The following is a 24,430-nucleotide window of genomic DNA, read 5'->3' as shown; positions in this document are numbered from 1 at the left end:
TATTTAAGAATGCAGATATAACCAAAGTGAATTTGGTGTTCTAAGCGGCTCGAAACCTTGTGGAGTGAGCTTGCTCGCGATAGCGTTTTTTCCGTCAGTAAACGACAGACTGACCCAGCGCCATCGCGAGCAAGCTCACCCCTACAAGATCAGCACGATTTTCCCTGTAGGGGCTCGGCGATCTGACGATCAGATCAACCCAAAAACCGGCGCATGCTGCCAGTTGATCTGCTCGGCTGGCATTGGCCGGGCGAACCAGTAGCCCTGACCCAGCTCGCACTGATTATTCAGCAGAAAGTCAGCCTGCCCGGCCTGCTCGATTCCCTCGGCCAGCACGCGCATCCCCATGGCCCGTGCCAGCGCAATGATCGCGTGCACGATCGCCACGTCGTCCTCGTCGTCCGGCAGGCCCGCAACGAACCCCTGGTCAATCTTCAACTTTTGCACAGGCATGCGCTTGAGACGCAGAAGAGAGGAATACCCCGTGCCGAAATCATCAATGGACAGTTTCAGGCCGAGCTCGCGCAGACGATGCATCTGCTCGATAGCCTGATCGGGGTCATCCATGATCGCGCTCTCGGTGACCTCGAGCTCCAGATGTTCAGGCGCCAGCCCTGTTTCTGCGAGGACCCGGGCGACTCGACGATCAAGATCGCCCCGGGCGAACAGCCGACTGGAAACGTTCACCGCCACGAAGGCTATCTGTATGCCGCTTTCGAGCCAGTGGCGCATTTGCAGGCACGCCTGGGTCAACACCCAGTTATCGATGTCGGCAATCAGGCCGCTCTGCTCGGCGATCGGGATGAACTCACCCGGCGAAACCATGCCTCGGTCCGGATGCTGCCAGCGAACCAGTGCCTCGACGCCTTCGATCCCGCGATTGTGCAGGTTATGGATTGGCTGATAAAACACTCGCAGTTGGTTCTGCGCGATCGCCTGACGCAGTTCGTTGGTCAACTCGACACGTCGCTGGGCATGGGCCGTCAACTCGGCGGTGTACAGCGCGTAGCTCTCCCGCCCCTGATTCTTGGCCTGAAACAACGCAGCATCAGCGTTGCGTAGCAATTGCTCAGCGTTCTCGGCATCGTTGGGGAAAACGCTGACACCGATGCTGGCCGTCAGAAACAGCGATTGGCCGTTGACGAAAAAGGGCTCGCGCAGGCCATTGAGAATCCCCTGCGCCACTTCGGCAGCCTGTGCCGCTTGCTGCGCGTTTTCGAGCAAGACGGCAAATTCGTCACCGCCCAGCCTGGCCAGCGTCACGCCTTTCTCCAACAGGCTTTTCAGTCGTTCGCCGACGGCTTTGAGCACTTCGTCGCCGATGTTGTGACCCAGACTGTCGTTGATGTGCTTGAAGTGATCCAGATCCACCAGCAGCAGCGCCAGACTCTGGCGATTTCGGCGCGCCTGGGTATGCGCCTGTTCGGTCCGCTCAGTAAACAGAAGCCGGTTCGGCAGACCGGTGAGCGCGTCGTAATGAGCCAGGTGGGCCAATTCGCGCTCGGAATGCTTGACGGTGGAGATGTCAGAAAACACCGCCACGAAATGAGTGATTTCGCCGCGATCATTCTTGATCGAGCGAATGCTCTGCCACTGCGGATAGATCTCCCCACTCTTGCGCCGATTCCAGATTTCTCCGCTCCACTGCCCGGCGCTGAGGATGCTCTTGTACATGCGCTCGTAGAATTCAGGCCCATGACGCCCTGACTTGAACGTGTTCGGCTTCTCGCCCAGCACTTCGTCCTGCTGATAGCCCGTGATTTCCATGAACGCCCGATTGACGTGCACGATCACGCCATTGGCATCGGTCACCAGCACGCCTTCCAGCGTGGTGTCGAATACCGCGGCTGCCAGCCGCAGGCGCTGCATGTCCTGATCACTGCGAACCGGCGCCTTGACGCCCATGAAACTCAACAGCCGGGATCTGGCGAGGTAGACGAGCAGCGCGCTGAGGGCCAGCCAGGCATAGCCGCTCATCAGTTGGGCGCGAGCCAGTTGGACCGGGTCTTCGATCAGCCGGGGCAGCAAGAAGTCGGTGATCCCCAGCCAGATGATCGACAGCAGCCCATACAACAGTGCGGTTCGGAGCGCATCTCGGGTAATGGTCGACATAAAAAGGAAAGACCTTACGAAAATCCGGGATTATAGAGTAAGAAACATCTTGCGACTCTTATCTAAAACACCGACTGGTTTTATCTGGTGGCTAAGTGATAATGCGCGCTGCCGCACCGGGGTCGCACTCTCGACCCCACACACTCGCACGCGTTACAACCGAGGGCAACTCAGCCTATGTGGAACAACGGTCTGCTTGACCTTTCCGTCTGGCAATTGGTCGCAGTCACTCTGGCGATGACACACGTCACTATCGTCAGCGTCACGGTCTATCTCCATCGCTACTCCGCTCACCGCTCGCTGGAACTCAACGCCGGCCTCAAGCACTTTTTCCGTTTCTGGCTGTGGCTAACCACGGCGCAGAACACCCGCGAGTGGACCGCCATCCACCGCAAACACCACGCTAAATGCGAAACAGCCGATGACCCGCACAGCCCTGTCATCAAGGGCCTCTCGACGGTGCTGCGCAAAGGCGCCGAGCTGTACCGCGCCGAAGCCGAGAATCCGGAAACCCTGCGCATCTACGGCAAGAACTGCCCTGAGGACTGGATCGAACGCAATCTCTATTCTCGTTACCCACGCCTGGGCGTGATGATCATGGGCGCGCTGGATCTGGCGTTATTTGGCGTGATCGGCATCACCGTCTGGGCAATTCAGATGATGTGGATTCCAGTGTGGGCGGCCGGTGTGGTCAATGGTCTGGGGCACGCCGTCGGTTATCGCAATTTCGAATGCCGGGACGCTGCGACAAACCTGGTGCCTTGGGGCATCCTGATCGGCGGCGAAGAGCTGCATAACAACCATCACACCTATCCCAACTCAGCGAAGCTGTCGGTCAAGCGCTGGGAGTTCGACATGGGCTGGGCGTGGATCAAGCTGTTTTGCTGGCTGCGTCTGGCCAAGGTCCAGCGGGTCGCGCCGATCGCCCACCGGGTCGAAGGCAAGGGCCATCTGGACATGGACACCGCGATGGCGATCCTCAATAACCGCTTCCAGATCATGGCCCAGTACCGCAAGCTGGTAATCGCACCGCTGGTCAAGCAGGAACTGGCCAAGGCCGACGAGTCCGTCCGCCACCAGTTCCGTCGCGCCAAGCGCCTGCTGTCCCGCGAAACCAGCCTGCTGGAAGACAAGCATCAGCTGCGCATCCAGACCATGCTCGAGCACAGTCAGGCGCTGAAAGTGATCTACGAGAAGCGTCTGGCACTTCAGCAGATCTGGGCGAAGACCAGCAGCAACGGTCACGACATGCTGGCGGCCATCAAAGACTGGGTCCACGAAGCCGAGGCCAGCGGTATCCAGTCGTTGCGCGACTTCGCCGACCAGCTCAAGACTTACTCGCTTCGCCCGCATCACGCCTGATGCCGTTGATCGGCTCCTTCCTCCAGATGAGGTAGAAAACGTCATCCGCGAAGATGAGGCAAGGCAGATCAGGCGAAAAACGACCGGGGTCGCGACTCGACTCCGGCCGCTCTAAATGAGCCTTTTTCGCCTGTTTTCCGCGTAGCATCATCAAGCGGAGTCGTTTTCAGTCAGTCTGGCCGGCTGCGCGCCTGTCGGAACTTCCTGCCTCTGGATCAATCTCATTAGCACCTTCGCACTATGCTTTGTGTGACATGTTGTGGCTGTGCGCCGCACCTTATTTTGAGATGCAGTGCTCATGGACAACCAGAACGCTTCTATCGAGATTCCCGCAGCAGCAGAAACCCTGCTGGCGCTGATGCACGCCCAGGCTGAAGTGGCCCGGCTCAGCGAGCGGGAGCAGCTCTTCAGCTCTCTGCTGGTCAGCGTCAACGCGGTGTTGTGGGCGTTCGACTGGCAAACCCAGCGCATGATCTACGTCAGCCCCGCTTACGAGCGAATCTTCGGCCGCTCCGCCGGCCTGTTGCTCGCAGACTTCGGCGAATGGCGTGACAGCATCTACCCCGACGATCTGGATTACGCCGAGCGCAGCTTGAGCGAAGTGCTGGAAAAAGGCTCCATCGAAGACCGCGAATACCGCATCATTCGCGCCGATGGCCAGGTGCGCTGGTTGAGCGACAAATGCTTCGTCAGTCATCAGGCCGAACACGGCCAGCGGCTGATCGTGGTCGGGATCGCTGAAGACATCACTGAAAAGAAACAACTGGAAGACGAGCTGCAGCGGCTGGCCACCACGGATGTGCTGACCCAGAGCAGCAACCGTCGTCATTTCTTCGAGTGCGCTCAGCGCGAGTTCGAACAGGCACGTCTGCAAGGCACGCCCATGGCGTTTCTGCTGCTGGACGTGGATGACTTCAAGCTGGTGAACGATACCTACGGTCACCAGGAAGGCGACACGGTGCTGCAGCGCATCGCCGAATGCGGGCGCAAGACCCTGCGTCGTGGCGACCTGTTCGGGCGCATCGGAGGCGAGGAGTTCGCGGCGGTGTTTCCGGGCTGCGCGCCGGACATGGCCAAGCAGATCGCCGAGCGGCTGCAGCGGGAGATTCAGCGTCTGAGCTTCCAGTGCAACGACAAGACATTCGGAATTACAGCCAGTCAGGGCCTGACCAACCTGGGCACTCAGGATCAAAGCCTGGAAGCCCTGTACGCTCGCGCAGACGCGGCGATGTATCAGGCCAAACGTCAGGGCAAGAATCAGATCGTGCTGGTGTAAAAGCCAGGCGGTGAGTCCAGCAAGACACCACCGCCAGCCTCTCAACGATCAGCGTATGTTCTGGATGCTGCCTTTGTTGCCCGTGACCTTGACCTTCACCTGCTTGAAGATGAAGTAATCATTGACCGTGACCTCGTAACGAGGGGCAACGATCAGGTCCGACCCCGAAGACTTCACCGCCTTGTAAGCAGCGGCGGCCTTTGCGTTGGAGACTGGGTCAGGAAGAGGCAGACCCATTGCGGAACCGCTGCCTGCACCATAAGTCACGCCGTCGGCAAACTTGTTGTCGCCGCCTAGCGCCAGCCATCCAAACAGAATATTGGTGGAGGATTCGCCGCTGATGGCCTCGCCCACTTTTACGTCCGCTTTCAAGTCAGTTCTGACTTCACCCGAGAGCGGCGCGGTAGGCTGGCTGACGTTGTAGCTCACGCAACCACTCGTGGTTGCGATCAATGTGCCGACTGCGGCCAATGTCCATAATTTCTTCATCTGTGTATCCCTTGCTCATGATCAGATAGTTGCAGCGGCGCAACTATGGAGAGGGAATACGGAAAAAAAAGTCAGACACTTCCGAACAGAAAGTAGGCGCTGTCAGCCATCACCAGACGGAGATTTCATACACAAACCACTTCAAAGGCTGTCCTCGAAGCAGTGAAACCTTTCTGATCGCCTTCGCGGCAGACTCAAGCCACCAGCTTGTTTCGCACCCGCTCAAGATCCGAGGCACCGATTTTCAGGAGCCGCGCCGACTTGCTCTTGGCCAGTGCCTCCAGCGGATCCTCCACACCCAACCGCCCCATTTGTCCGGCCAGATTCATCGCCAGCACTTCGCGGGTGTACACGCCGGTGTTGTACTGATAGACCGCCGCGATCAATTCACGCAACTCCAGCGGCAGGCGCCAGCGGGTGCGAAGCGCCGAGCCGAACGCCGCCGAGTACTGCTCGAGCGCGCGGGCAATGGTCGCATCGTCCAGCGTACCGCCCGCGTGCAGCCAGTCCTGCAGGCAACGTATGACGGCCAGATCGCCAAGACCTCTGAGCAATCCGGCGCAGTAGCAACGTTCGTGGTCCAATTCGAGTGTGCGCGCCAGAATGCGCGCGTAGCCGGCAGTACGCCGCGAGACATCCCAGATCTCGCTCGCCTGAAGTATCAGCGAAGGGTCGGTCAGGATCGCGCCACGCTTGAGCGCCAGCCCCTGAACGAGGTTCGCGCTCTGGGTAGCGCCCAGCAGCGCCAGCGCCTGACCCAGTGTCTGTTGCGGCTTGCCTTGATGTTGCGAAGCGCTGTTGGCGGCAGCAATCAAAACCGCCGTGACATGAGGATCGTTGATCAGCTCTTGCTCCAAGAGCTTCAGATCGACACCGGCGGCACCCTTGCTACGGGCAACGGCCTGCGCGACATCTACGAACAGCGGGCCGCCGTCCGCAACCTCCCGACGCTTTTCCAGAAACCCGTCAAGCCCGACGCCCGGCGCCAGTGCCGGAACCTCGCACGCCACCTGCGCGCCGTCCTGCAACAGCAGCGTCTCAAGCCGATGCCGCAGGCCTTCCATATTCAGGGGTTTGGTGAGATAGGCAGTCGGTGCGAGCTGCACCGCCTCGCGCACGCTGGCGCTGTCATTGCGGTTGCTCAGCAGAATGAAACGGACCGGGGGCTGGCGTCTTAGCAGGCGCACGCCGCGTAACAGGCTGAGCCCGTCGACGCCCGGCAGCTCGCGGGATGCAATTACCAGATCGGGGATGTATCCGCGCATGAGCTCAACCGCCTGCTTCCCGTCCGAACACACGTCGAGTTGTGCGTCGCAGCGCACATCCAGAACGAGTTCATTGAGCATCTCGCGAGCCCAAGGGTCAGCTTCAGCAATCAATACACGAGGAACGGAAGGCGCCTCAACAACGGTCATCATGACTCTCCGGCATCAGTCTTCGTACATTAGTCAAAGAGAACGGCGGGAGACAGGCTTAAAGCGCTTTTTCTGACGTCAATAAACGAAAAAACCTGCCGAAGCAGGTCTTTTCTGATGAATTGGTCACTTTTTGATCAAACGCGACCCGCTTCCATCACGCGATTTCAGCGAAGCACTCTTCGATGATTTTCAGGCCTTTGTCCAGTTGCTCGTCTGGCGAGGTCAGCGGGACCAGAACGCGCAGCACGTTACCGTAGGTACCGCACGACAGAAGGATCAGACCCTTGTCGCGTGCCTTGGCGACCACCTGAGCCACCGCTGCAGCGTTGGGCTTATGGGTGTCGCCGTTTTCGAAGCACTCGACAGCAATCATCGCGCCCAAGGCACGGACTTCGCCGATTACCGGATTCTTGGCCTGAATGGCACGCAGGCCCGTCACCAAACGCTCGCCGACAGCCTTGCAGCGGTCCAGCAGGTGCTCTTCTTCGAACACTTCCATGACGGCCAGCGCAGCCGCGCAGGCAATCGGGCTACCGGCATAGGTACCGCCCAAACCACCTGGCGCGATCGCGTCCATGTATTCGGCCTTGCCGCAGACGCCAGCGAGCGGGAAACCGCCTGCAATGGATTTGGCGAATGTGGTCAGGTCAGCGGTAACGCCCATCTGCTCCATGGCGAAGAAAGTGCCGGTACGGCCAGCGCCTGTCTGCACTTCATCAGCGATCAGCAGAATGCCGTGCTTGTCGCACAGTTCGCGCAGGCGAACCATGAACGCTTTAGGCGCGACGTAGAAACCACCTTCGCCCTGAACCGGCTCGATGATGATCGCTGCAATGTCTTTCGGCTCGGCGTCATTCTTGAAGATACGCTCGATGCTGGCGATGGAGTCGTCAACGCTCACGCCATGCAGCTCGTTCGGGTACAGCGCGCGGAAGATGCCGCCTGGCATCAGGCCCATGCCGGCCGAGTAAGGCACGACCTTGCCGGTCAGACCCAGGGTCATCATGGTGCGGCCGTGGTACGCGCCGGTGAACGCGATGACGCCAGCACGGCCAGTGGCAGCGCGAGCAATCTTGACGGCGTTCTCTACTGCTTCGGAACCGGTGGTGACCAGCAGGGTTTTCTTGGCGAAGTCGCCCGGCACCTTGGCGTTGATTTTTTCGCACAGCTCAACGTATGGCTCGTAGGCCAGCACCTGGAAGCAGGTGTGCGTCAGCTTGCTAAGTTGCTCTTGTACCGCGGCAACGATTTTCGGATGCAGGTGACCCGTGTTGAGCACCGCGATGCCGCCTGCGAAATCGATGAACTCGCGGCCTTCAACGTCAGTGACGGTCGCGTTTTTCGCGGAATCGGCGAAGATCGGGTGAATTTGACCAACGCCACGCGGAACAGCGGCTTCGCGGCGTTTCATCAGGGATGCGTTTGTTTTGCTCATGTTTTCCTCATTCGCCGCTCATCGGGCGGCGTGGTTCAAGGATCAAGCGGCGGGTTCAACAGCGGCAGCATACGATGATCGACTGCCGCGGCCTCCCGGCCAGCAAATGGGTTTTGCTGCTAAAAACACCCGCGTAACGTCGCTCTCGCGCTGCGCGGGTTGAATCTTCTACCGCTATTTGAAGCGTCGCGAGCGACGGTCAGGCAAGGCGGCAAGGTTTGAAAAAAACGGAGTTGGCTCCAGCCAATGAGTATTTTTTCGAACCTTGCCAACGCAGCCTCACCGAGCGCAGCAGCTTCAAACGCTCAGGCAGAGGTATTTGATTTCCAAGTAATCTTCGATGCCGTACTTGGAGCCTTCACGGCCCAGGCCCGACGCCTTTACACCACCAAACGGGGCGACTTCGTTGGAGATCAGGCCGGTGTTGATGCCCACCATGCCATATTCCAGCGCCTCAGCGACACGAAACACGCGGCTCATGTTCTGAGCATAGAAGTACGACGCCAGACCAAACTCGGTGTCGTTCGCCATGGCGATGACTTCGGCTTCGTCTTTGAAGCGGAACAGCGGCGCCAGCGGACCAAAGGTCTCTTCCTTGGCCACGGCAGCGTCCTTGGACACGTTCACCAGAATGGTCGGCTCGAAGAAGTTGCCTTCCAGGCTGTTGCCGCCGCTCAGCACCTTCGCACCTTTGCCCAGCGCATCCGCGATGTGCTCCTTGACCTTGGCGACGGCTTTCTCGTCGATCAGCGGGCCGGTGGTGGTGCCTTCGGTCATGCCGTCGCCGACTTTCAACTTGGCGACCGCCGCCTTCAGTTTTTCGGCGAACGCATCGTAGACCGAGTCCTGCACGTAGATGCGGTTGGCGCACACGCAGGTCTGACCGTTGTTGCGGTATTTGGAGATGATCGCCCCTTCAACTGCCTTGTCCAGATCGGCGTCGTCGAACACGATGAAGGGCGCGTTACCGCCCAGCTCCAGCGAGACTTTCTTGATGTCGTGGGCACATTCTGCCATCAGCTGACGACCGATTTCGGTCGAGCCGGTGAACGACAGTTTGCGCACGATCGGGTTGCTGGTCAGCTCGGTGCCGATGTCGCCTGCGCTGCCGGTCACGACGCTGAACACGCCAGCCGGAATGCCTGCGCGCTCGGCCAGCTCAGCCAGCGCCAACGCCGAGTAAGGCGTCTGCGAAGCCGGCTTGAGGACCATCGTGCAGCCAGCGGCCAGCGCGGGGCCGGCCTTGCGGGTGATCATCGCCGCCGGGAAGTTCCATGGCGTGATGGCGGCTGTCACGCCGATTGGCTGCTTCAGCACGATCAGGCGCTTGTCCGGCTGATGGCCCGGAATGACATCGCCGTAGACGCGCTTGGCTTCTTCAGAAAACCACTCGATGAACGAAGCGGCGTAGGCGATTTCGCCCTTGGCCTCAGCCAGCGGCTTGCCTTGTTCAAGGGTCATCAGGCGACCGAGGTCCTCCTGGTTTTCCATCATCAGCTCGAACCAGCGACGCAGCTTGGCGCCACGTTCCTTGGCGGTCAGCGCGCGCCAGGCCGGCAGCGCCTTGTCAGCGGCTTCGATGGCGCGGCGGGTTTCGGCAGCGCCCATCTTCGGAACAGTGCCAAGAATTTCGTTGTTGGACGGGTTGTTGACCTTGATGGTCTGGCCACTGTCGGCATCGGCCCAGGCGCCATTGATGTACGCCTGCTGGCGGAACAACTTCGAATCTTTGAGCTGCATGTCGGCCTCCTAAACAGCACCGCGCGCGGCGGAGCGAATTTTATTGATTATTCAAAGGCGCCTCGACCGAGGCTGCCGTCAGGAAAACAGGGGTCGGACCTGCGCGCAAAGAAAGGTAAAGCGCAGAGAAACCGAAGGTGAGCGTTTGAAATCTCAAACGAATCCTAGGGACAACAGGGGTAAAGGACAATACTCCGTTCGAAAAAAAGAACGCAAACCCCGGCAATCCCGAAATTTTCTGATCAACGTCACTTCTGACACGCGCAAACGTGCGAAATCGACAACAGTCACTCGCCAGCATGGACGCACGCAGGTCAGATGAGTATCATGGCGCCCGCGTTGCACTTGTAGCTCAGCTGGATAGAGTACTGCCCTCCGAAGGCAGGGGTCGTGGGTTCGAATCCCGCCAAGTGCGCCATTTTTGATTTCAGGCCGTTCGATACGTTCTGAAAACCGCCGTATATAAAGAAGCCCGCCGATGTGCGGGCTTTTTTGTGGCCGACGCATCGGGGCGTCGCGGGGCGTTCTAGCTTCCAGATAGCGCTTGCCGCTTCGGTCGCTGACGGCTGTGGAAAGGTTTAATGCCGATGGGCGACGGGCGATCCACAGCGCGGATCACGATGAACGTGAAGCTTTAAAGCGCTCAAACCGGCGCTGCCGATGAGACAGGGCCGGCGTGGATGGACGAGCTACCGTTCAGGAACGCCTGATCAGACGTTCGGGCAAGGCACCGGGGCCCAGTCGCCCAGATCCGCATTTTTGCACATGGCATTGACCTGCGACTGTCCGCTGGCCGCGATCTGCTCGCTTGCAGCTTGCTTGACCTTGGCGTCCTGCAGAGTCTTCTCGGTGCTCACCGCTTCCTGCGGGACGCTCGGCCGTTTTTTCTTCACCGCCGCCTTTTTCTTGTGAGTCTTTGCAGCGGGTGGGGCGGTGTCTGCGGCTGCGATGACCACCACATCAGCGCGTTGAACGCCTACCGTATGCAGATCCTTTTCGTACGCCTGGGTGTAACTGTCCAGGCTCTCAGCCGATTTGCCGTTAACCGCCGCTATCAGGTCGTTGGACTCCTTCAGGCCCGCGACGATTTCAGCCAGTCGCTTGCGACCCTCGGTGTCATCAATGGTCTTGGCCTTGCGGGCGCTTATCAATCGGGTGAACTCACCCTGATAGCAAGACTGAGATGCCTGGGCGTAGGCAGTGCTGCGATCAAGATCGGCCGCGCTGTGGTTGATGTCGGTGGCATAGGAACCGATGCGCTGACGGTCATCGACGATCTGTTTCTGTTTCTCGGTGTAGTACCCCGCAGCTCCGCCCACCAGTGCGCCCCCTGCGGCGCCGATGGCGACATTACGGGCGCGGTCTTCGGAATTGCCGACCAATGCACCCGCCAAGGCGCCGCCCACTGCACCGACGGCAGCGCCGCCGAACATCGATCGGGTGGTGTCCGAATCGGTGCCTCGCAGATGCTTCACCGGTTCGTAGCAGGTCGGGTAGTACTCGACTTGAGTGCTCGCGCCGACTTTGGAAACCGGCGAGCTGGCACAGCCTGCCGTCAGCACGGCGCTGAACCCGGCACAGGCCAGCAGCAGCGCGCGACAGGTGGAGGTCGAAATAACGAAGTTACGAGGAAACTGCATGGTGATGCTCTCTTTTCTGGTTTTTACAACGCCGGTAGGCAACAGGCCGCCCGGACTCCCTTTCAGCTCGCTGAACGATGGCCGTCATGGCTGACTGGCCGACGCGAGCAACTCCTTTAGAATTTTTTGTGGATCCGCTCGGTTCTGTTGGCGGTAATGCTCCACATGACTGACGAAAAGCGTGGCCCGCGCCACCAAGCTTTTGCCCAGTATCGGCTTGCGAATAAGGTCTTCCCGGACCCGCTGAAATTGCGCGCGAATGACCGCATCGGTGTAGCGGGTGCCGGTGGCAAGGTTGTCGAGATAGATGGCGACCGCGCCGTCCAGCGCACTGGTGCCGTTGCGGATGGCGGCGGCGAACAGCCTGGCGCTGGCGTGGTCGTTGGCGTCGGTCGCAAGCTGCTGGCTGTTGCGCAGATTGGTCAGGCGGATGTTGTAGTTGCTGATGGTCTCGGCGACCAACGCGGAGGACTGAATCAGGTTGCCAGCCGCCTCCTCGCGCTGCCGGGCGATCAGCGAGACGTTGCGTTTGAGCTCTTCATTCACCCGCCCCAGTTCAGCCTGGAGCTCGGGGTCGGCGCTGGCGGCGATGATGCTGTCCAGGCGCTTGGTCGGGTCTTCGGCGTCATCGATGGCGTCGGTGAGCGACGCCAGCCTCCCTTCTTTCTGCCACTGCTCGAAGAGCTCCTTGTAGCGCGAACGCGGCGCCGATAGCGCACCGATCGCGATACGTAAACCCGTGGTCTCGTTGCGCTGCTCACTACCGTCGGCAGCGAACAGCGGATACTCACGGCGCATCCCGGTGAACAGCGTGCCCTCGCCTTCCAGGTAATTGCCACCCTTGGCGATGAAGCCGCCGTAACTGCCATGGCGACGCCCGGCATGCACCAGCTGGAATGACTCCTGGACCATTTCCGCGGCGTTACCGATGACATCGAACAGACCGATGGGATTGGGCTGGCGAGTGCCGACGGGCATCAATCGCGCAGCCTGCCCGTTACCGCCTGCCACTTGATTGAACACCGCCCAATCGCCCAGCGGCCCGTCTTCTTCACTGCCTTCCCGGCGGCGAGGGAACAGTCGGCCTTCCAGTTCTTGACGAGTCACTGCCTGGCCGCCACGGGCGGCATATTCCCATTCGACTTCCGTGGGCAAGCGGACGAAACCGACCCCGCCGTCATCGCGTTGGCCTCGCCCGCTGACCGGCAACAGGTCGGGGTGATTTCTCATCAGCCAGCCGCTGTAGACCGCAGCAAATCGCTCGGCCTCAAAGCGCGACAGCCTGACCTTCGGCAAGCGCCCAAGCATGCCCTCAGGGTCCTGGCATACCGGCGACGATTCACCGCTGGCGGGCGATCGAGCCTGCGACATGACGTGCGCGTACTGCCGCGCGGTGACTTCGTACTTCCCGATGAAATACAGCATTGGCTTGAGGGGCGTGGAAGCGTCGGTCTTTGGCAGGAGCGGCTTGATGGTCTTGCGCCAGGCGGCCGGCAGATCGTCGGGCGTGAACTGGCCGTTGATGAAGTCGCGTCGGTAGCCTGAAATGAAGGACTGCTTGTAACCCGGCTCGTCTTCGCTGAACGGGTAACCAAGGCTCACCTCGCGATCGTCCAGCGAGCCCTGGGCCAACACGTAGACGTAGCGCAGCACCATTTCACCGCCGCAAGGTAACGGCAGGAAAACATCACCCGTCATCGGTTTAGGGTTGTCCGCCGTGCTCCTGTTATCGGCGAATGTCGGCACCCCATAGCCCAGCGACATGCACAGTGTGGCCAGGGCCAACGCTTGAAAAGCACCACACCGCTCAGACATCTCTGATCCCTTCTGCCGCCTCGATACGGGCGACGCGCAGGCCGCCCAACCCTGCGGCCAACGCGCTGGCGCCTAGCACAGCGAGCACCGTCGCGCTGTAGTGGCGCATCAGCAGGTGGCTGGCGTATTCGCCGGATGCCGGCATGAACAGGTCGTTGAGGCCGCGCTCGGCCAGTCCATAGAGGATGATGCTGATCAGCGCCGCCAACGCGCCGCTGTACAAGGCCTGCAGCACGACGAACAGCAGCAGCGCGCCGGTGCTCAAACCCAGCAGGCGCAACACTGAGAGCTCTCGACGCTTGCGCTCCACCGCCGCCAGCGCGCCGGCGAACACTGCGGCTACGGCGCCCAACATCGCCAACGCCGCGATGACCCAGAACACGATCGTGAGGTTGCGGCTCAGGGATTTGACCTGTGAGATGGTCTGCGTCTGAGTTGAGACCAGCACGCTGTTCTGCGCGAAGTACAGGCGCAGCGGTTCGACGTCATCGAGATTGCGAGCGTACAGGCGAAACGCCGGGTAAACACGTTGTCGGCTGCTCGCAGACACATCCCCGGTCCAGCCGAAAGCCTCCACGGCCTGGCCGTCGCGGTAATCCTCGACCGCCTCCAGCAACGCCACTGGCGCAAACATTCCGTCACGGCCAAATGCGTCCAGCGGCAACACCGATGCGACCTGCAATCGAACGTGCTGTGCCTGTGCGACGCCCGACTTCTGCCGAGTGAATCGCGCGTCGAGCCAGTCACCCGCTTTGGCACCGAGCTTTTCGGCAGCTGTCTGGCTGAGCAGGATCCGGTTCGGTTCGGCGGGAGGAAGAATATCGCCCAGCAGCGGATCGCCGGCGGCGGTCGGGATCATTTCGACATTCACCACGGACGCCTTCGGGGCCAATGACAGATCGGCGGTGGCAGCAATCTGACGGCTGCGGCCCACGACGAAACCCACATCGGGCCTGCGTCCAAGGGTTTCAACGAACGCAGCACTGAAGCGCCCGCCGCCCATGGGAATGACTTCCCGCACGGCCGGATCGCGCTCAAGCCGATCCGTGAGACTGCCAATCAGCCCGAATTTGAGCCCGAACAGCACCATAAGCGGTGTGATCACGGCAACCAATGCCAGCACCGTGCAAGCCGAAAGTCGCGCATCGGCGCGATAGTCCTGCCAGGCCAGAGATGTCAGCACCGCCATTCGCATCAGCATTCGTCCTCAAGCGTGGCAGTGACACCGCCATCGGCATCGCGTACGCAATCAAGGCGCAGAATGCGCATTCCGCTTTCTCGGGCGAGGCGCGCGTCATGGGTCGCGACAACGCAGCAAGCGCCGTGCTCGCGGACGCGCTGCAACAACGACTTCATCACTCGCACGGCATTGAGAGGATCAAGTGCAGCGGTGGGCTCGTCGGCCAGCAGCAGCCGTGGATCGTGAACCAGCGCTCGAGCGCAACTGACGCGCTGACGCTGCCCGACCGAGAGGGCCCGGGGCTTTTTATCGAGCTGTTCGGTCACTTCGAGTTGCGCCGCCAGCCGCCCTACGCTGCCATCGTCGCGCAAACCCAGTATTCGTCGGGACAGCCCGATGTTGTCGCGCACCGTGAGGTAATCCAGCAACCCGCCGGTTTGCAGCACATAGCCCATCTGGTGGCTGCGCACTGCGGCGAGGCGGCTATGTTGTCCACGACGCCAAAGGCTGGCGATGTCGACGGCGCCCTCATCGGTGGCGAATTCAAAACGCTCGCAATCGTCCGGCGACAGCACCAACGCCAGTATTTCCAGCAGCGTGCTCTTGCCACAGCCACTGGGACCGACCACAGCCCATTGGTCGCCGGCAGCCAGATTCAGCCGTGCAACCACCAGGCTGTAACGCTGGCTGCCCTGGCCTCGCGTTTTTCGCACATTTCGCAGACTCATCATCACGGCAACGTCGACAGCGGCACGCGATACAGGGCGTCACCTGGCCCGGCATCACCAAAACGGACCCAATTGGCGAGGTCGTTGTGGAAGGTTTCGTAGAGGCGGATTTTCGAATCCAGCTCGTCGATGAAATCTTCCTGCTCGGCCACACTGAGCGACAGCCATAAATCCTGACTCATACTGAGTGATTTGCTGCGGTATGGCAGCCCTTCCAGATATTCGCCGAGCACGCCACCTTGGGCGAGATTGCCGCCCTTGGTCAGCGCTGCGGGATCCCGACTCATATACGCACTGGCGCTGGCGATTTCCTGAAAGAAATCCTTAGGCGAACTCAGGGTTTTGCGCGCGGTATCGACGATCAATTTCAGCGACTGTTGAAGATCGTTGAGTTGCAGCTTGCTGAGCATCACGCAGACCTGGAATTGCGGCAGCGTTGTATCGGTGAGGTCGCGATCAGCCGTCCAGGCGCTGACGAGCTGCGGCGCGCGGACATCGGACTGTTTGCCGAGGAAATCCATGCGCATGGCGTAACCAATGGCCGACGATTTGTCGGCCACGCTCGGCGTTGCTGACAGAGCAGGCACGGTGGGCGTCTTATTGTTGCGGACCTGATAAGCCAGGTCCGCGAACACCGAACCGATTTCGGACACCCGCTGACCGAACTTTTCTACGTCGCCCCCCGGAACCGGCACATACAGGTCGCCGATCTGCGGATTGTCGTCGGCGGTCAGCGTGCGGTATTGCTGCTCGGCGAAGGCATGATTGCTCTTGCCCGCGTCGGTTTTCACATGCAGCGCGTAAATCTTGATCTGCTTGCCGAGCGCGGCCTGGCGCACTTCGGCCTCGTTCATCCGGGTGCTGCCATAGGGGTCATTCTTGCGCAGTGCCCCCGCGTCGGTGACCAGCAAGATCACGCGTCCGCCGTAGCCCGACCAGTCCATGCCGTTGACGGCCTGCATCACGCCGGCGAACGCGTCTTCGTTAAAAGAATGACTGGAGACGGTAGTGGCCTTGATCTGCTGAGCCAGTCTCAGAAAATGCGCCGGATCGCGGCCCTGATCCAGCGTGATCAAGGTCTTGCTGAGGTAACCAAGGCCAGGCGTTTTGCTGACATCGTTTCGATAACCCACGAGCCCGAAGCTGACGTTGTCCAGCTCGCCATGCCGGGCCAGCTGACTTTGCAGTTCGGCAACCACGTCTCGCACCTGATCGATATAGGGTTGCATCGACACAGACGTATCCACGACAAGCACTACCCCGGTGCGGAAAGCATCGCTCGCCGCTGCAGGCTTAAGGGGTGTGCCTGCGTCGTTCTGCTGTGGCGTATGACCAGGGTCGATGGATGCGATTTTTAGCAACTGAACAGGCTGGCCGTTCGGGTCGAAGGCCTCTTTGGCATCGAAGATCGGCAGCAAATAGAACTGACCGTGCGGCACGGCACTGTCAGCGGGCTCAAGCGCAAGCACCTGGCTCGACTCATCGGCGTTCTGCTGCGCGTTGAACAGCAGTGTCCTGGCTGCTTCCGGGTCATTGAGCAGCCGCTCTACCTCGCGGGAGTCGCGCACAAACATGGCCGGCGCCCGCCCGGAGCGCTCGCTGAACTTCAGCACCAGACTCTGCTTCCAGTCGCTGACCTGATCGGCCGACAACCAGCCTTCAGTGCGGCCATCGCTGGCCGAACCGACCTGCAACCATTCACTGCCGGCAAGTTTTTTGCGCTGGTACACATACAGCACCGAAAACGCAGGCAGCGGCTGCCTGCCCGCTGCCGCACCCGCATTGCTGGAAAGCGTCGCGCCGGGCTTGCTCAGCACGCGTTGAAACAGGGTCTTCTTTCCCGCCATCAGCAGCGGACGGCTGCCGGCGTTCAGCTCTGAAACGGAAGGCTGCGCCGGTTCGGCCGGGATCCCAGGCGCAGAGGCCAGCGAAGGCTCGGAAGCGTCGGACGCGGCAACGATTGGCGCGGCCTTGGCCCTGTCTTCACTCAGCCACCCATAAACGCCTAGCCCCAGCGCCGCAGCGATCGCGACTGCCAGCAATGCCACAGCCAGCCCTTTGCGCCATTCAGATCCGCTCCCCGTTTTGTGGAGCGGATCGTGCTCACCCGGTGACGTCCACGGCGCAGCCGACGCGTCCGCGATGTGATTAGAGCCCTCTTTCGGCGCAGGCTCAGTCATCACGTCGTCAGGCCGCAACGGCACTGGATGAATCATCGTCGCGTCGGCAGGCTCGGGTGGCAGACTGTCCAGCGCGGCGATCAGCTCGGCAGCATCGGCAAAGCGATCGTTACGCTCCTTGGCCAGCAGCTTGCTGAGGATCTGTTGATAGCGTCCGTGCTGAATCGGCAGCTCCGGAAGCGGCTCGGTCAGATGCGCGAGCACCGTGGACAACGCATCCGTGCCGCTATACGGCAAGCTGCCGACCAGTATTTCGTGCAACACGACGCCCAGCGCGTACAGGTCGGCGCGCCCATCGATCTCCAGCCCCCGCGCCTGTTCAGGGCTCATGTAGCTGGGGGTGCCGATGGCTAGCCCGGCCTGAGTGAATTGCGTGCGATCATCCAGCGATTTGGCGATGCCGAAGTCCGAGAGCACCGCCGAGCCATTGGCGCGAAAGAGAATATTGGCCGGTTTGACGTCGCGATGAACGAGCCCTTGCGAATGGGCATATCCCAGCGCCGAGGCAATCTGGCGAACGTAGATCAGGCCCTGTTCCGCGCTCATGCCCGCCGCGATACGCTCTTTCAACGTGCCATTAGGCAGGTATTCCATGGCCATGTAGTACAGATCCCCGACATTGCCGATATCGTGAATCGTCACGGTGTGAGGGTGAGAAAGCCGCGCCAGCGTCCTGCCTTCACGCAGAAAGCGCTCGCAGAACGTTGAATCCGCCGAGAGCGCCGCTGCCATGATCTTCAGCGCGACCTGACGTTCCAGTGAGCGTTGCGTGGCGAGGTAGACGGTGGCCATGGCGCCTTCGCCAATCTCGGCCACGGTGTCGAATCCGGGTATCAGTATGTCCATTGCTGAGGTCTTCACGAGGCTTTGACGACGATGGCCGTGATGTTGTCGGGTGCGCCACGAGCCAGCCCCATATGCACAAGGCAGCGCACGACTTGATAGGGGTCCGGATGACGCAGCACATCGCAAATTTCATGGTCTTCGGCGGTCTTGTTCAGGCCATCGCTGCACAGCAGATAGGTGTCGCCGGGCAGGATCTCCAGGTTGATCGCCGCCAGATCCAGCGTGCCCTCCACGCCGACGGCGCGAGTCACGATGTTGGCCCGGGGATGCACGCGAGCCTCGGCTTCGCTGAGCAAGCCGCTGTCTTGCAGGTCCTGGACGTAGCTGTGGTCGCGCGAAATGCTTTGCAGCTCGTCGTTGCGCAGGCGGTAAAGGCGACTGTCTCCCGCCCAGAGGCAGACACCTCGGTCGCCCTGCACCGCCAACGCCACCACCGTGCTGCCCATCACGCCGAGTCCACGCAGCACTGCTTCCTCGCGTACGGCTGTGTTGACGTGAGCCAGCGCCTGCCGCAGCGCGTGGGTATACCGTGACAGCGCGTCGACAGGCGCAACGCGCCGCAGGCTGTCGACGATCAGGCTGGCGACATAATCTCCCGCCGCGTGCCCGCCCATCCCGTCGGCGACGACCCAGAGACCGTTCTCGGGCAACTCCAGAAACGCGTCTTCGTTGATCTGCCGCACCATGCCCACATGACTGCAACTGGCGGAGCGGCACTGAAGGGTTTCACGTCGAGCGAGCATCTAGACACACCCTCCTTGCCCGAGCAGACAGCTGAAAGAGGCGACATCCGGCAGCCCTGAGCAGCGCATCAGTCCCGGCGCGATGCGCTCCGATCCTTTACCCCACCAGAGACTCACTCCGTCGCAGGCAAGGTCGGCGAGCATTTGCTGCCGTGAACGCGGATCGGCGGCGCCTGAGTGCTGCAAATTGGCAACCTGATGCACTGGCTGAGTTGACGTCGTCGACAAACAACCCAGCGCGGCGACAGCGCCCTCGAACTGCGTGAAGTCAGCACCCTCTTCAAGAGTCGCCAACAGCAGGGCCTCAACGTGCTCGAACCAATCCTCGGGGCCGCCCACCAAGGCCGCCAGCGACTGTTCGGGCTCGATGAGCTGTGCGACGGTCAGCGGAAAATAGCGACCGACCCGATCAACGCTCGGCATCGACACGCCGACCACGGCATCAACACCACAGACACCTGACGCCAAGGCGAAGCGCCACAACGGGCTGATCAAATAGGCACTGAGCCAGTCGTCGCCCAACTGCTGCAGACTGGTGTGCAAGCCTGCCGCCAGCCAGGCATCCCAAGGCCGAATGAAGCTTTCCGGCAGACCACGGCTGACGAAATCACCGCGACTGGGCACCTTGCCGTAGAAACCCAGCTTCGTCATAACCGCTCCGGCAAGCTGAAACCGCTCAGCACACGGCTCTTGAACGGGTTGAAGGCGCTGTTCGCCCGCAGCTCATAGGAAATGCCCGCGCTGCCAACCCGCAGTCGAAGTGTGAAGCGGTCTGGCGAACCACCGGAAACAAGATCCGACTGATCCAGCAACCGGAACCACGCCCACGGCCCTTCCAGCGTCGATGCGGACCGACCGTCGGCCGCAGGCGGGGAAATCGATAGGCGCACCACGCCAATGCTGCCGGGGTTGGGCCACTGCATCGCGGCGGAGCGGCTCGGGCCGTGGTCGTAGCTGATTTGTTGACCGTCCAGGTCGAGCAGGAACTGATTGACCGAAGCATCCATCGTCACTGGCTTGAGCTCGAAACGCACCGCGGGTTGCATGCCACCGGCGCGGAACAACGCCTCGCGAATCGCAGCGGCACGCTGGAAGGTCTGCAGCACGGACGGGTTGATACCGAGTTTTTGCGCGGCCCCCGGTTGCCACCGCCAGGTCGATGCCGAGGTGTCGACATAGTCCTGCAGGTACTTGCGGAAGTAGTTATCCATCACCCCGCCGACGCCAAAGAACTGGCCGAAGTCGTCCAGCGTCGCGTCTCGGGCGCTGCCGGGGGTCAGCGGATAACGACCGCTCAGGGATTGGCGGTACACGTTCACCACGTCACTGACCCACGCGGCGTTCAACTGATTACGCACCCCACCCATCATGGTGTTGGTGGAAGCACTGACCATGGACCTGACCAGCCGCTGGACAACCGGTGGCTGCCGGTCGGCATTCAGACCGACCCGTGTGGCTGCGGCACTGGCCGAGGTTCTTGCCTGGCCCAACAATGCCTCGCCGCTGGCATCGACCAGAGCGCTGATCTGGACGTACAGCGCGTTCATGTCCGCCAGCAGGCCATCGATAGCCGCAGGCTCGTCTTCGGCCCTGTTGACGAAAGCGTCGAGCGCGGCGAAATGCGCGCTGACCGGATCTTGCTCAGCGCCAGATCCTGAAACGGGGCGGGCCGGCTCCTGGCCCAACATCGATCCCAGCCGGTTCTTCAGTTGGTCGACACTGCCCTCAACCTGCTTGCCCTGCTCGGCAAGCAGGTTGTCGTCCTGTTGCAGACGAGTTTGCCGGGCCACGGCCAGCAGCAGCTTTTTCAGCGGCGAGTTGGGCCCGGAGACCAGCCGTAGCAGATCGGCCGCCTGCGCCACATGAGTGATCGACACCAAATCAATATCTTCCAGCAGGGCATCCCACTGACGCTGGTAATCCCGGAAGTAGAGACGACGCACATCGGCTGCAAGGCTGGCGGCGTTCTGCCGGGCAGCGGGATCGATGCCCAACACCCATTGTTCCTCGGCAAGGGTTGCCGCCTGCTTCAGGGTGCTCGCCAGGAACACCTCGCGGTAGCCCTTGACGGTGAAGAACCCGCTAAGCGGATCGTCCAGTGGCTTACCGCTCTTGCGCCGGAACACCAGCGCGGCGTCGCGTCCCACGGCCTCGGTCAAACGGAAGTCCGGCACACCTTCGGGCAGTTTCTGTCGCTTGATGCGCTCGTAGACGCGCTGCGCCACCGGCAGTTGTTGCAGCTGGCGACGCAGATCATCGATCAGTCGCTGATCCAGGCGGGCGTCCGGTGGGCGACGTTCGAACAGCGCCTGCAAATGCGCGCTCAGCGCCTGGCGCTGGTCAGGCGCAAGGTCGCGAGGCAAAGTCTGATCCCAATCCAGCGATATCCATGCCTTGATGAAGTCGGGCGCGTGATGTTCACCGTCAGCGAACATCAGATACGTCTTCAGTCCCTCATAGAGGAAGTCGGTACTGGCGCCGCTGCGCAATTGCTCTTCGATGCGCGCCACCAGACGTGGCGCAAAGACGGCGATCAGCAGCTTGCGATACACGCCTGCTGATTCCGCTTCCAGCATGTCGCCCTGATACAAACCCAGGCCCTGAGTCATATCGGGCGGGGTGCTCGCCAGATGGCGCGCCCCATCAAGCAGCGGCAGCACTGACAATACGCCGCGCTGCGCTGGGCTCAGTCGCTGAACCGCTTGGCCCAACGACGCGACCTTGCGGTCGACCTGGGCGATGTACGCTTGGTTGGCGCGATAACTGACCAGCCATAACACGCTGATCAGCACGACCAGCGCCGCGGTTGCCGCCAACGCGCCTCGGCCCAACCACTTGCGCCGACGCTCGACCTTGACGTTGACGCCCACCAGCCCGCGCTCCGCGAAGGCGACTGCGGTGAACAGCTTTTCGATAAAGTAACTGCGCCCTGTGCCGGTCTGCCGCGCCAGATGCTGACGATCCAGATTCATGCTCTGAGCCATCGCGCCAATCAGCCGATCGATCGGGCTGCCTTCCTGCGTGCCGCTGGTGAAATAAACACCCCGCAGCAGCGACCGGTCTTCGAACGCATTGGGCTTGAACACATCCTCGAGGAAGCTTTGCAGCGTGTCTTTCAGTGCACCGAACTGCTGCGGGAAACCGTAGATCAGGTCTCGCCGCGCCGGGTCACGCTCCTGCTGCAGACGCTCGACCAGCCGGGCATTGAGACGCTGCTCGATGAGGGTGAATTCGCGCTGAAAATGCGTCAGCGGGCTGGCGCTGTGTTGGCCGTCATCCAGCGCGAAGGTCATGCCCCACACCTGCGCCCTCTCCTCCTTGCTCAGGGCATCGAAAAACTCCATGAAGCCCGGAACCAGGTCGAGCTTGGTCAGCATGAAGTAAACCGGAAACCTCACGCCCAACTGGCTGTAGAGTTCCTGAACCCTTGCGCGAATGGCAGCCGCGTGAGCGGCGCGCTCGGCGTCACTGCCGGACAAAAGATCGCCCAGACTGATGGCGACGAACACGCCATCAATGGGCCGGCGCGCACGCTGTTTCTTGAGCAGATCGAGAAAGCCAAGCCAGGCGGCCTTATCGACCTGCGCGTGGCTGTCTTGCGTCGTGTATCGGCCAGCGGTGTCGAGCAGAACCGCTTGATCGGTAAACCACCAATCGCAATGGCGTGTGCCGCCCACACCGCGAATCGCCTGCTCGCCCATGTGCGCGGCCAGCGGAAAATGCAGACCAGAGTTGACCAGCGCCGTGGTCTTGCCCGATCCCGGAGGCCCGATGATCACGTACCAAGGCAGCTCGTAAAGGTTGCGTCGTTCGTCACCGCCCAGGCGCGCTTTTTTCAGCAGCTTGAGGGCGTCGTCCATGCGCTGGCGCAACGTGGCCAGTTCCTCGGCCGTAGCGATGCTGGCCGGATCTAGAGGGGTTTGCGCAGCCAGACTTTCCATTACTCGAGCAGCCTTACGTCGCGCCTGAATCACGCGATATACCCGCCATCCGATCCCTGCGGCGAAAAGCATGAAGATCAACGCCCAGCGCCGAGCTTCCGGGATCAGCAGGTCCAGCGAGGGTCCGACGAACCAGATGATCAGACTCAGCGCCAGCAGACCGAGGACGGGCGCCGCCCAGCGAAAGATACATTTGAAAAACGCCTTCACTCGACCCCCTCCGCCAATACCGATATTTCTATCCGCCGATTTTTTGCTCGCCCTTCAGCCGTTGCGTTCGAAGCCAATGGCTCGGTATCGCTACGTCCCTCGGCAGCGAAGCGTTCGGGCTGTCCGGTCCTGGCTGCCAGAATGTGCATGACCTGCTCGGCGCGCGCGCGGGACAGCGCCCAGTTCGACGGGAACCGCAGGGTGGCGATAGGACGGTTATCGCTGTGGCCGGTGATGCGCACCTGGCCCTTGACCTTGGCGATGGCATCGGCGATGCGAAGCATCAGTGGCTCAAGATCGTCAACGATGGCGGCGCTGGCCGAGGAAAACACCTGATCGCCTCGGAGGGTCACCACCGACCGGTCCACGGCGTCTTCAACGGCCACCCGACCGAGCCGGATGTCTTCAATCAGATAGCCTGCCAATCGAGGCCGCTCGACAGCTCTGGGCTGCACAATTGCAGGGATGACGGATTGAACCGGAATCTCGCCCAAGGCATGGATATCCCCGAACACCGGCTCAGCCTCGGACGCCAGCTCAAGGCGCAAACCGAACAGCAGAACCAGCAGGAACGCCAGTCCGATGGCGACGCCCACCCACGGCGGAAGGAACTGTGACAGCCGATCCCGCATTCCTTCGTGGCCACGCCAATGCGGCGACAGATCACGCTCAAACTCGCCACGGGTGCTGCGAATGGCCGCACTGGTGCGCTCGCGCAGGGCATCCAGTTGTCGACGGCCGTCGTTCATTACTCGATAACGGCCTTCGAAACCCAGGCACATGCACACATACAGAACCTCCAGCAAATACAGGCGCTCGCGGGGGCTTTGCAGGCAATGCTCCAATAACTGGAATACCTTTTCGCCACCCCAGGCCTCGTTGTGCACCGTAATCAGCAGGCTCTGCTTGCCCCAGTCACTGCTGCTGCCCCAAGGGGTACTGAGCACCGCTTCATCAAGCGCGGTGCACAAGACATATCGCGCCAACAGCACTTCGCTGCGGGCAATCCCGGCAGCTTCCGCACGCGCCTGAAACTGGCGCAGGTACCCGAGCAACTGAGCACGCAAACTGCTCGGCGCAGGATGAGCGATGGTGTTGCGCAGGCGAGGCAGCAGCGCAAGCAAAGGGGCTGCGGCCGATTCGAGCGGGTTAAGACCCTGCGCGCTGCCAATCTGCAAGGGCGGCGCCGGCACCGATAACGGCTCGGGAGCACCCGCCGGTTGCGAACTTCGGCCGCCGGGACGCGGGATGAATTGCGTGCGGTCGTTGGAGAACGACGGCGTGCTGAGCGGGTCATTGAGCAAAGGCATCGCGT

General features: G+C 61.3%; 16 protein-coding genes and 1 tRNA gene. 3 read left to right on the top strand and 14 right to left on the bottom strand.

What is annotated here, in order from left to right:
• Positions 1-189: 189 nt before the first annotated feature.
• The gene (gene dibA / locus AAGQ88_RS00905; RefSeq protein ID WP_342654199.1) at positions 190-2,112 is read right to left on the bottom strand and encodes a phosphodiesterase DibA; all 1,923 of its coding nucleotides are present in this window, start codon (positions 2,110-2,112) and stop codon (positions 190-192) included.
• A 177-nt stretch (positions 2,113-2,289) separates the two neighbouring features.
• On the opposite strand from dibA, the gene desA reads away from it, so the two are divergent.
• Both desA and AAGQ88_RS00895 read left to right on the top strand, forming a co-directional pair.
• Positions 2,290-3,474 carry a delta-9 fatty acid desaturase DesA gene (gene desA, locus AAGQ88_RS00900; RefSeq protein WP_342654198.1) on the top strand — a complete coding sequence of 395 codons (1,185 nt, stop codon included), beginning with the start codon at positions 2,290-2,292 and terminating at the stop codon, positions 3,472-3,474.
• Positions 3,475-3,772: 298 nt separating this feature from the next.
• Complete coding sequence (locus tag AAGQ88_RS00895; RefSeq protein WP_285423620.1) at positions 3,773-4,750, top strand: sensor domain-containing diguanylate cyclase; 978 nt, start codon at positions 3,773-3,775, stop codon at positions 4,748-4,750.
• A 48-nt stretch (positions 4,751-4,798) separates the two neighbouring features.
• Here AAGQ88_RS00895 and AAGQ88_RS00890 read toward each other — a convergent pair whose 3' ends face one another.
• The 4 genes from AAGQ88_RS00890 to gabD form a co-directional block, all read right to left on the bottom strand.
• Positions 4,799-5,239: a hypothetical protein gene (locus AAGQ88_RS00890; RefSeq protein ID WP_342654197.1), complete on the bottom strand. Its 441-nt coding sequence runs from the start codon at positions 5,237-5,239 to the stop codon at positions 4,799-4,801.
• Positions 5,240-5,433: 194 nt separating this feature from the next.
• Positions 5,434-6,657: an HDOD domain-containing protein gene (locus AAGQ88_RS00885; protein WP_342654196.1), complete on the bottom strand. Its 1,224-nt coding sequence runs from the start codon at positions 6,655-6,657 to the stop codon at positions 5,434-5,436.
• 154 nt (positions 6,658-6,811) lie between these two features.
• Positions 6,812-8,092 (bottom strand): 4-aminobutyrate--2-oxoglutarate transaminase, encoded by a 1,281-nt coding sequence (gene gabT, locus AAGQ88_RS00880; protein WP_342654195.1) that lies wholly within the window; start codon positions 8,090-8,092, stop codon positions 6,812-6,814.
• A gap of 297 nt (positions 8,093-8,389) precedes the next feature.
• On the bottom strand, positions 8,390-9,832 hold the full coding sequence (gene gabD / locus AAGQ88_RS00875; RefSeq protein WP_285423623.1) for an NADP-dependent succinate-semialdehyde dehydrogenase: 1,443 nt from the start codon (positions 9,830-9,832) through the stop codon (positions 8,390-8,392).
• A 341-nt stretch (positions 9,833-10,173) separates the two neighbouring features.
• Here gabD and AAGQ88_RS00870 point away from each other — a divergent pair.
• Positions 10,174-10,250 (top strand) — tRNA-Arg (locus tag AAGQ88_RS00870).
• Positions 10,251-10,542: 292 nt separating this feature from the next.
• Here AAGQ88_RS00870 and tagQ read toward each other — a convergent pair.
• From tagQ to AAGQ88_RS00825, 9 genes are all read right to left on the bottom strand, one after another.
• Positions 10,543-11,472: a type VI secretion system-associated lipoprotein TagQ gene (tagQ, locus tag AAGQ88_RS00865; protein WP_342654194.1), complete on the bottom strand. Its 930-nt coding sequence runs from the start codon at positions 11,470-11,472 to the stop codon at positions 10,543-10,545.
• Between the two features lie 84 nt (positions 11,473-11,556).
• Positions 11,557-13,287 carry an SUMF1/EgtB/PvdO family nonheme iron enzyme gene (locus tag AAGQ88_RS00860; RefSeq protein ID WP_342654193.1) on the bottom strand — a complete coding sequence of 577 codons (1,731 nt, stop codon included), beginning with the start codon at positions 13,285-13,287 and terminating at the stop codon, positions 11,557-11,559.
• Complete coding sequence (locus AAGQ88_RS00855) at positions 13,280-14,482, bottom strand: FtsX-like permease family protein (RefSeq protein WP_342655723.1); 1,203 nt, start codon at positions 14,480-14,482, stop codon at positions 13,280-13,282. The genes AAGQ88_RS00860 and AAGQ88_RS00855 overlap by 8 nt, the downstream gene beginning before the upstream one ends.
• Entirely contained in the window at positions 14,482-15,198 is a 717-nt protein-coding gene (locus tag AAGQ88_RS00850) for an ABC transporter ATP-binding protein (protein WP_342654192.1), read from the bottom strand. Before AAGQ88_RS00850 ends, AAGQ88_RS00855 begins: the two co-directional genes overlap by 1 nt.
• A complete protein-coding gene (locus tag AAGQ88_RS00845; RefSeq protein WP_342654191.1) occupies positions 15,198-18,221 on the bottom strand; it encodes a protein kinase in 3,024 nt (1,007 codons plus the stop codon). The genes AAGQ88_RS00850 and AAGQ88_RS00845 overlap by 1 nt, the downstream gene beginning before the upstream one ends.
• 11 nt (positions 18,222-18,232) lie before the next feature.
• Complete coding sequence (locus AAGQ88_RS00840) at positions 18,233-18,964, bottom strand: protein phosphatase 2C domain-containing protein (protein ID WP_342654190.1); 732 nt, start codon at positions 18,962-18,964, stop codon at positions 18,233-18,235.
• Complete coding sequence (tagF, locus tag AAGQ88_RS00835; RefSeq protein ID WP_342654189.1) at positions 18,965-19,615, bottom strand: type VI secretion system-associated protein TagF; 651 nt, start codon at positions 19,613-19,615, stop codon at positions 18,965-18,967.
• A complete protein-coding gene (gene tssM / locus AAGQ88_RS00830; RefSeq protein ID WP_342654188.1) occupies positions 19,612-23,115 on the bottom strand; it encodes a type VI secretion system membrane subunit TssM in 3,504 nt (1,167 codons plus the stop codon). The genes tagF and tssM overlap by 4 nt, the downstream gene beginning before the upstream one ends.
• A complete protein-coding gene (locus AAGQ88_RS00825; RefSeq protein WP_342654187.1) occupies positions 23,112-24,425 on the bottom strand; it encodes a DotU family type VI secretion system protein in 1,314 nt (437 codons plus the stop codon). Before AAGQ88_RS00825 ends, tssM begins: the two co-directional genes overlap by 4 nt.
• Between the last annotated feature and the right edge of the window lie 5 nt (positions 24,426-24,430).

Origin of the sequence: Pseudomonas sp. F3-2, from assembly GCF_038804275.1 — a bacterium.
Taxonomy (GTDB): domain Bacteria; phylum Pseudomonadota; class Gammaproteobacteria; order Pseudomonadales; family Pseudomonadaceae; genus Aquipseudomonas.
The sequence above is the reverse complement of the archived record's forward strand: the minus strand, read 5'-3'. Positions and strand labels throughout refer to the sequence as shown.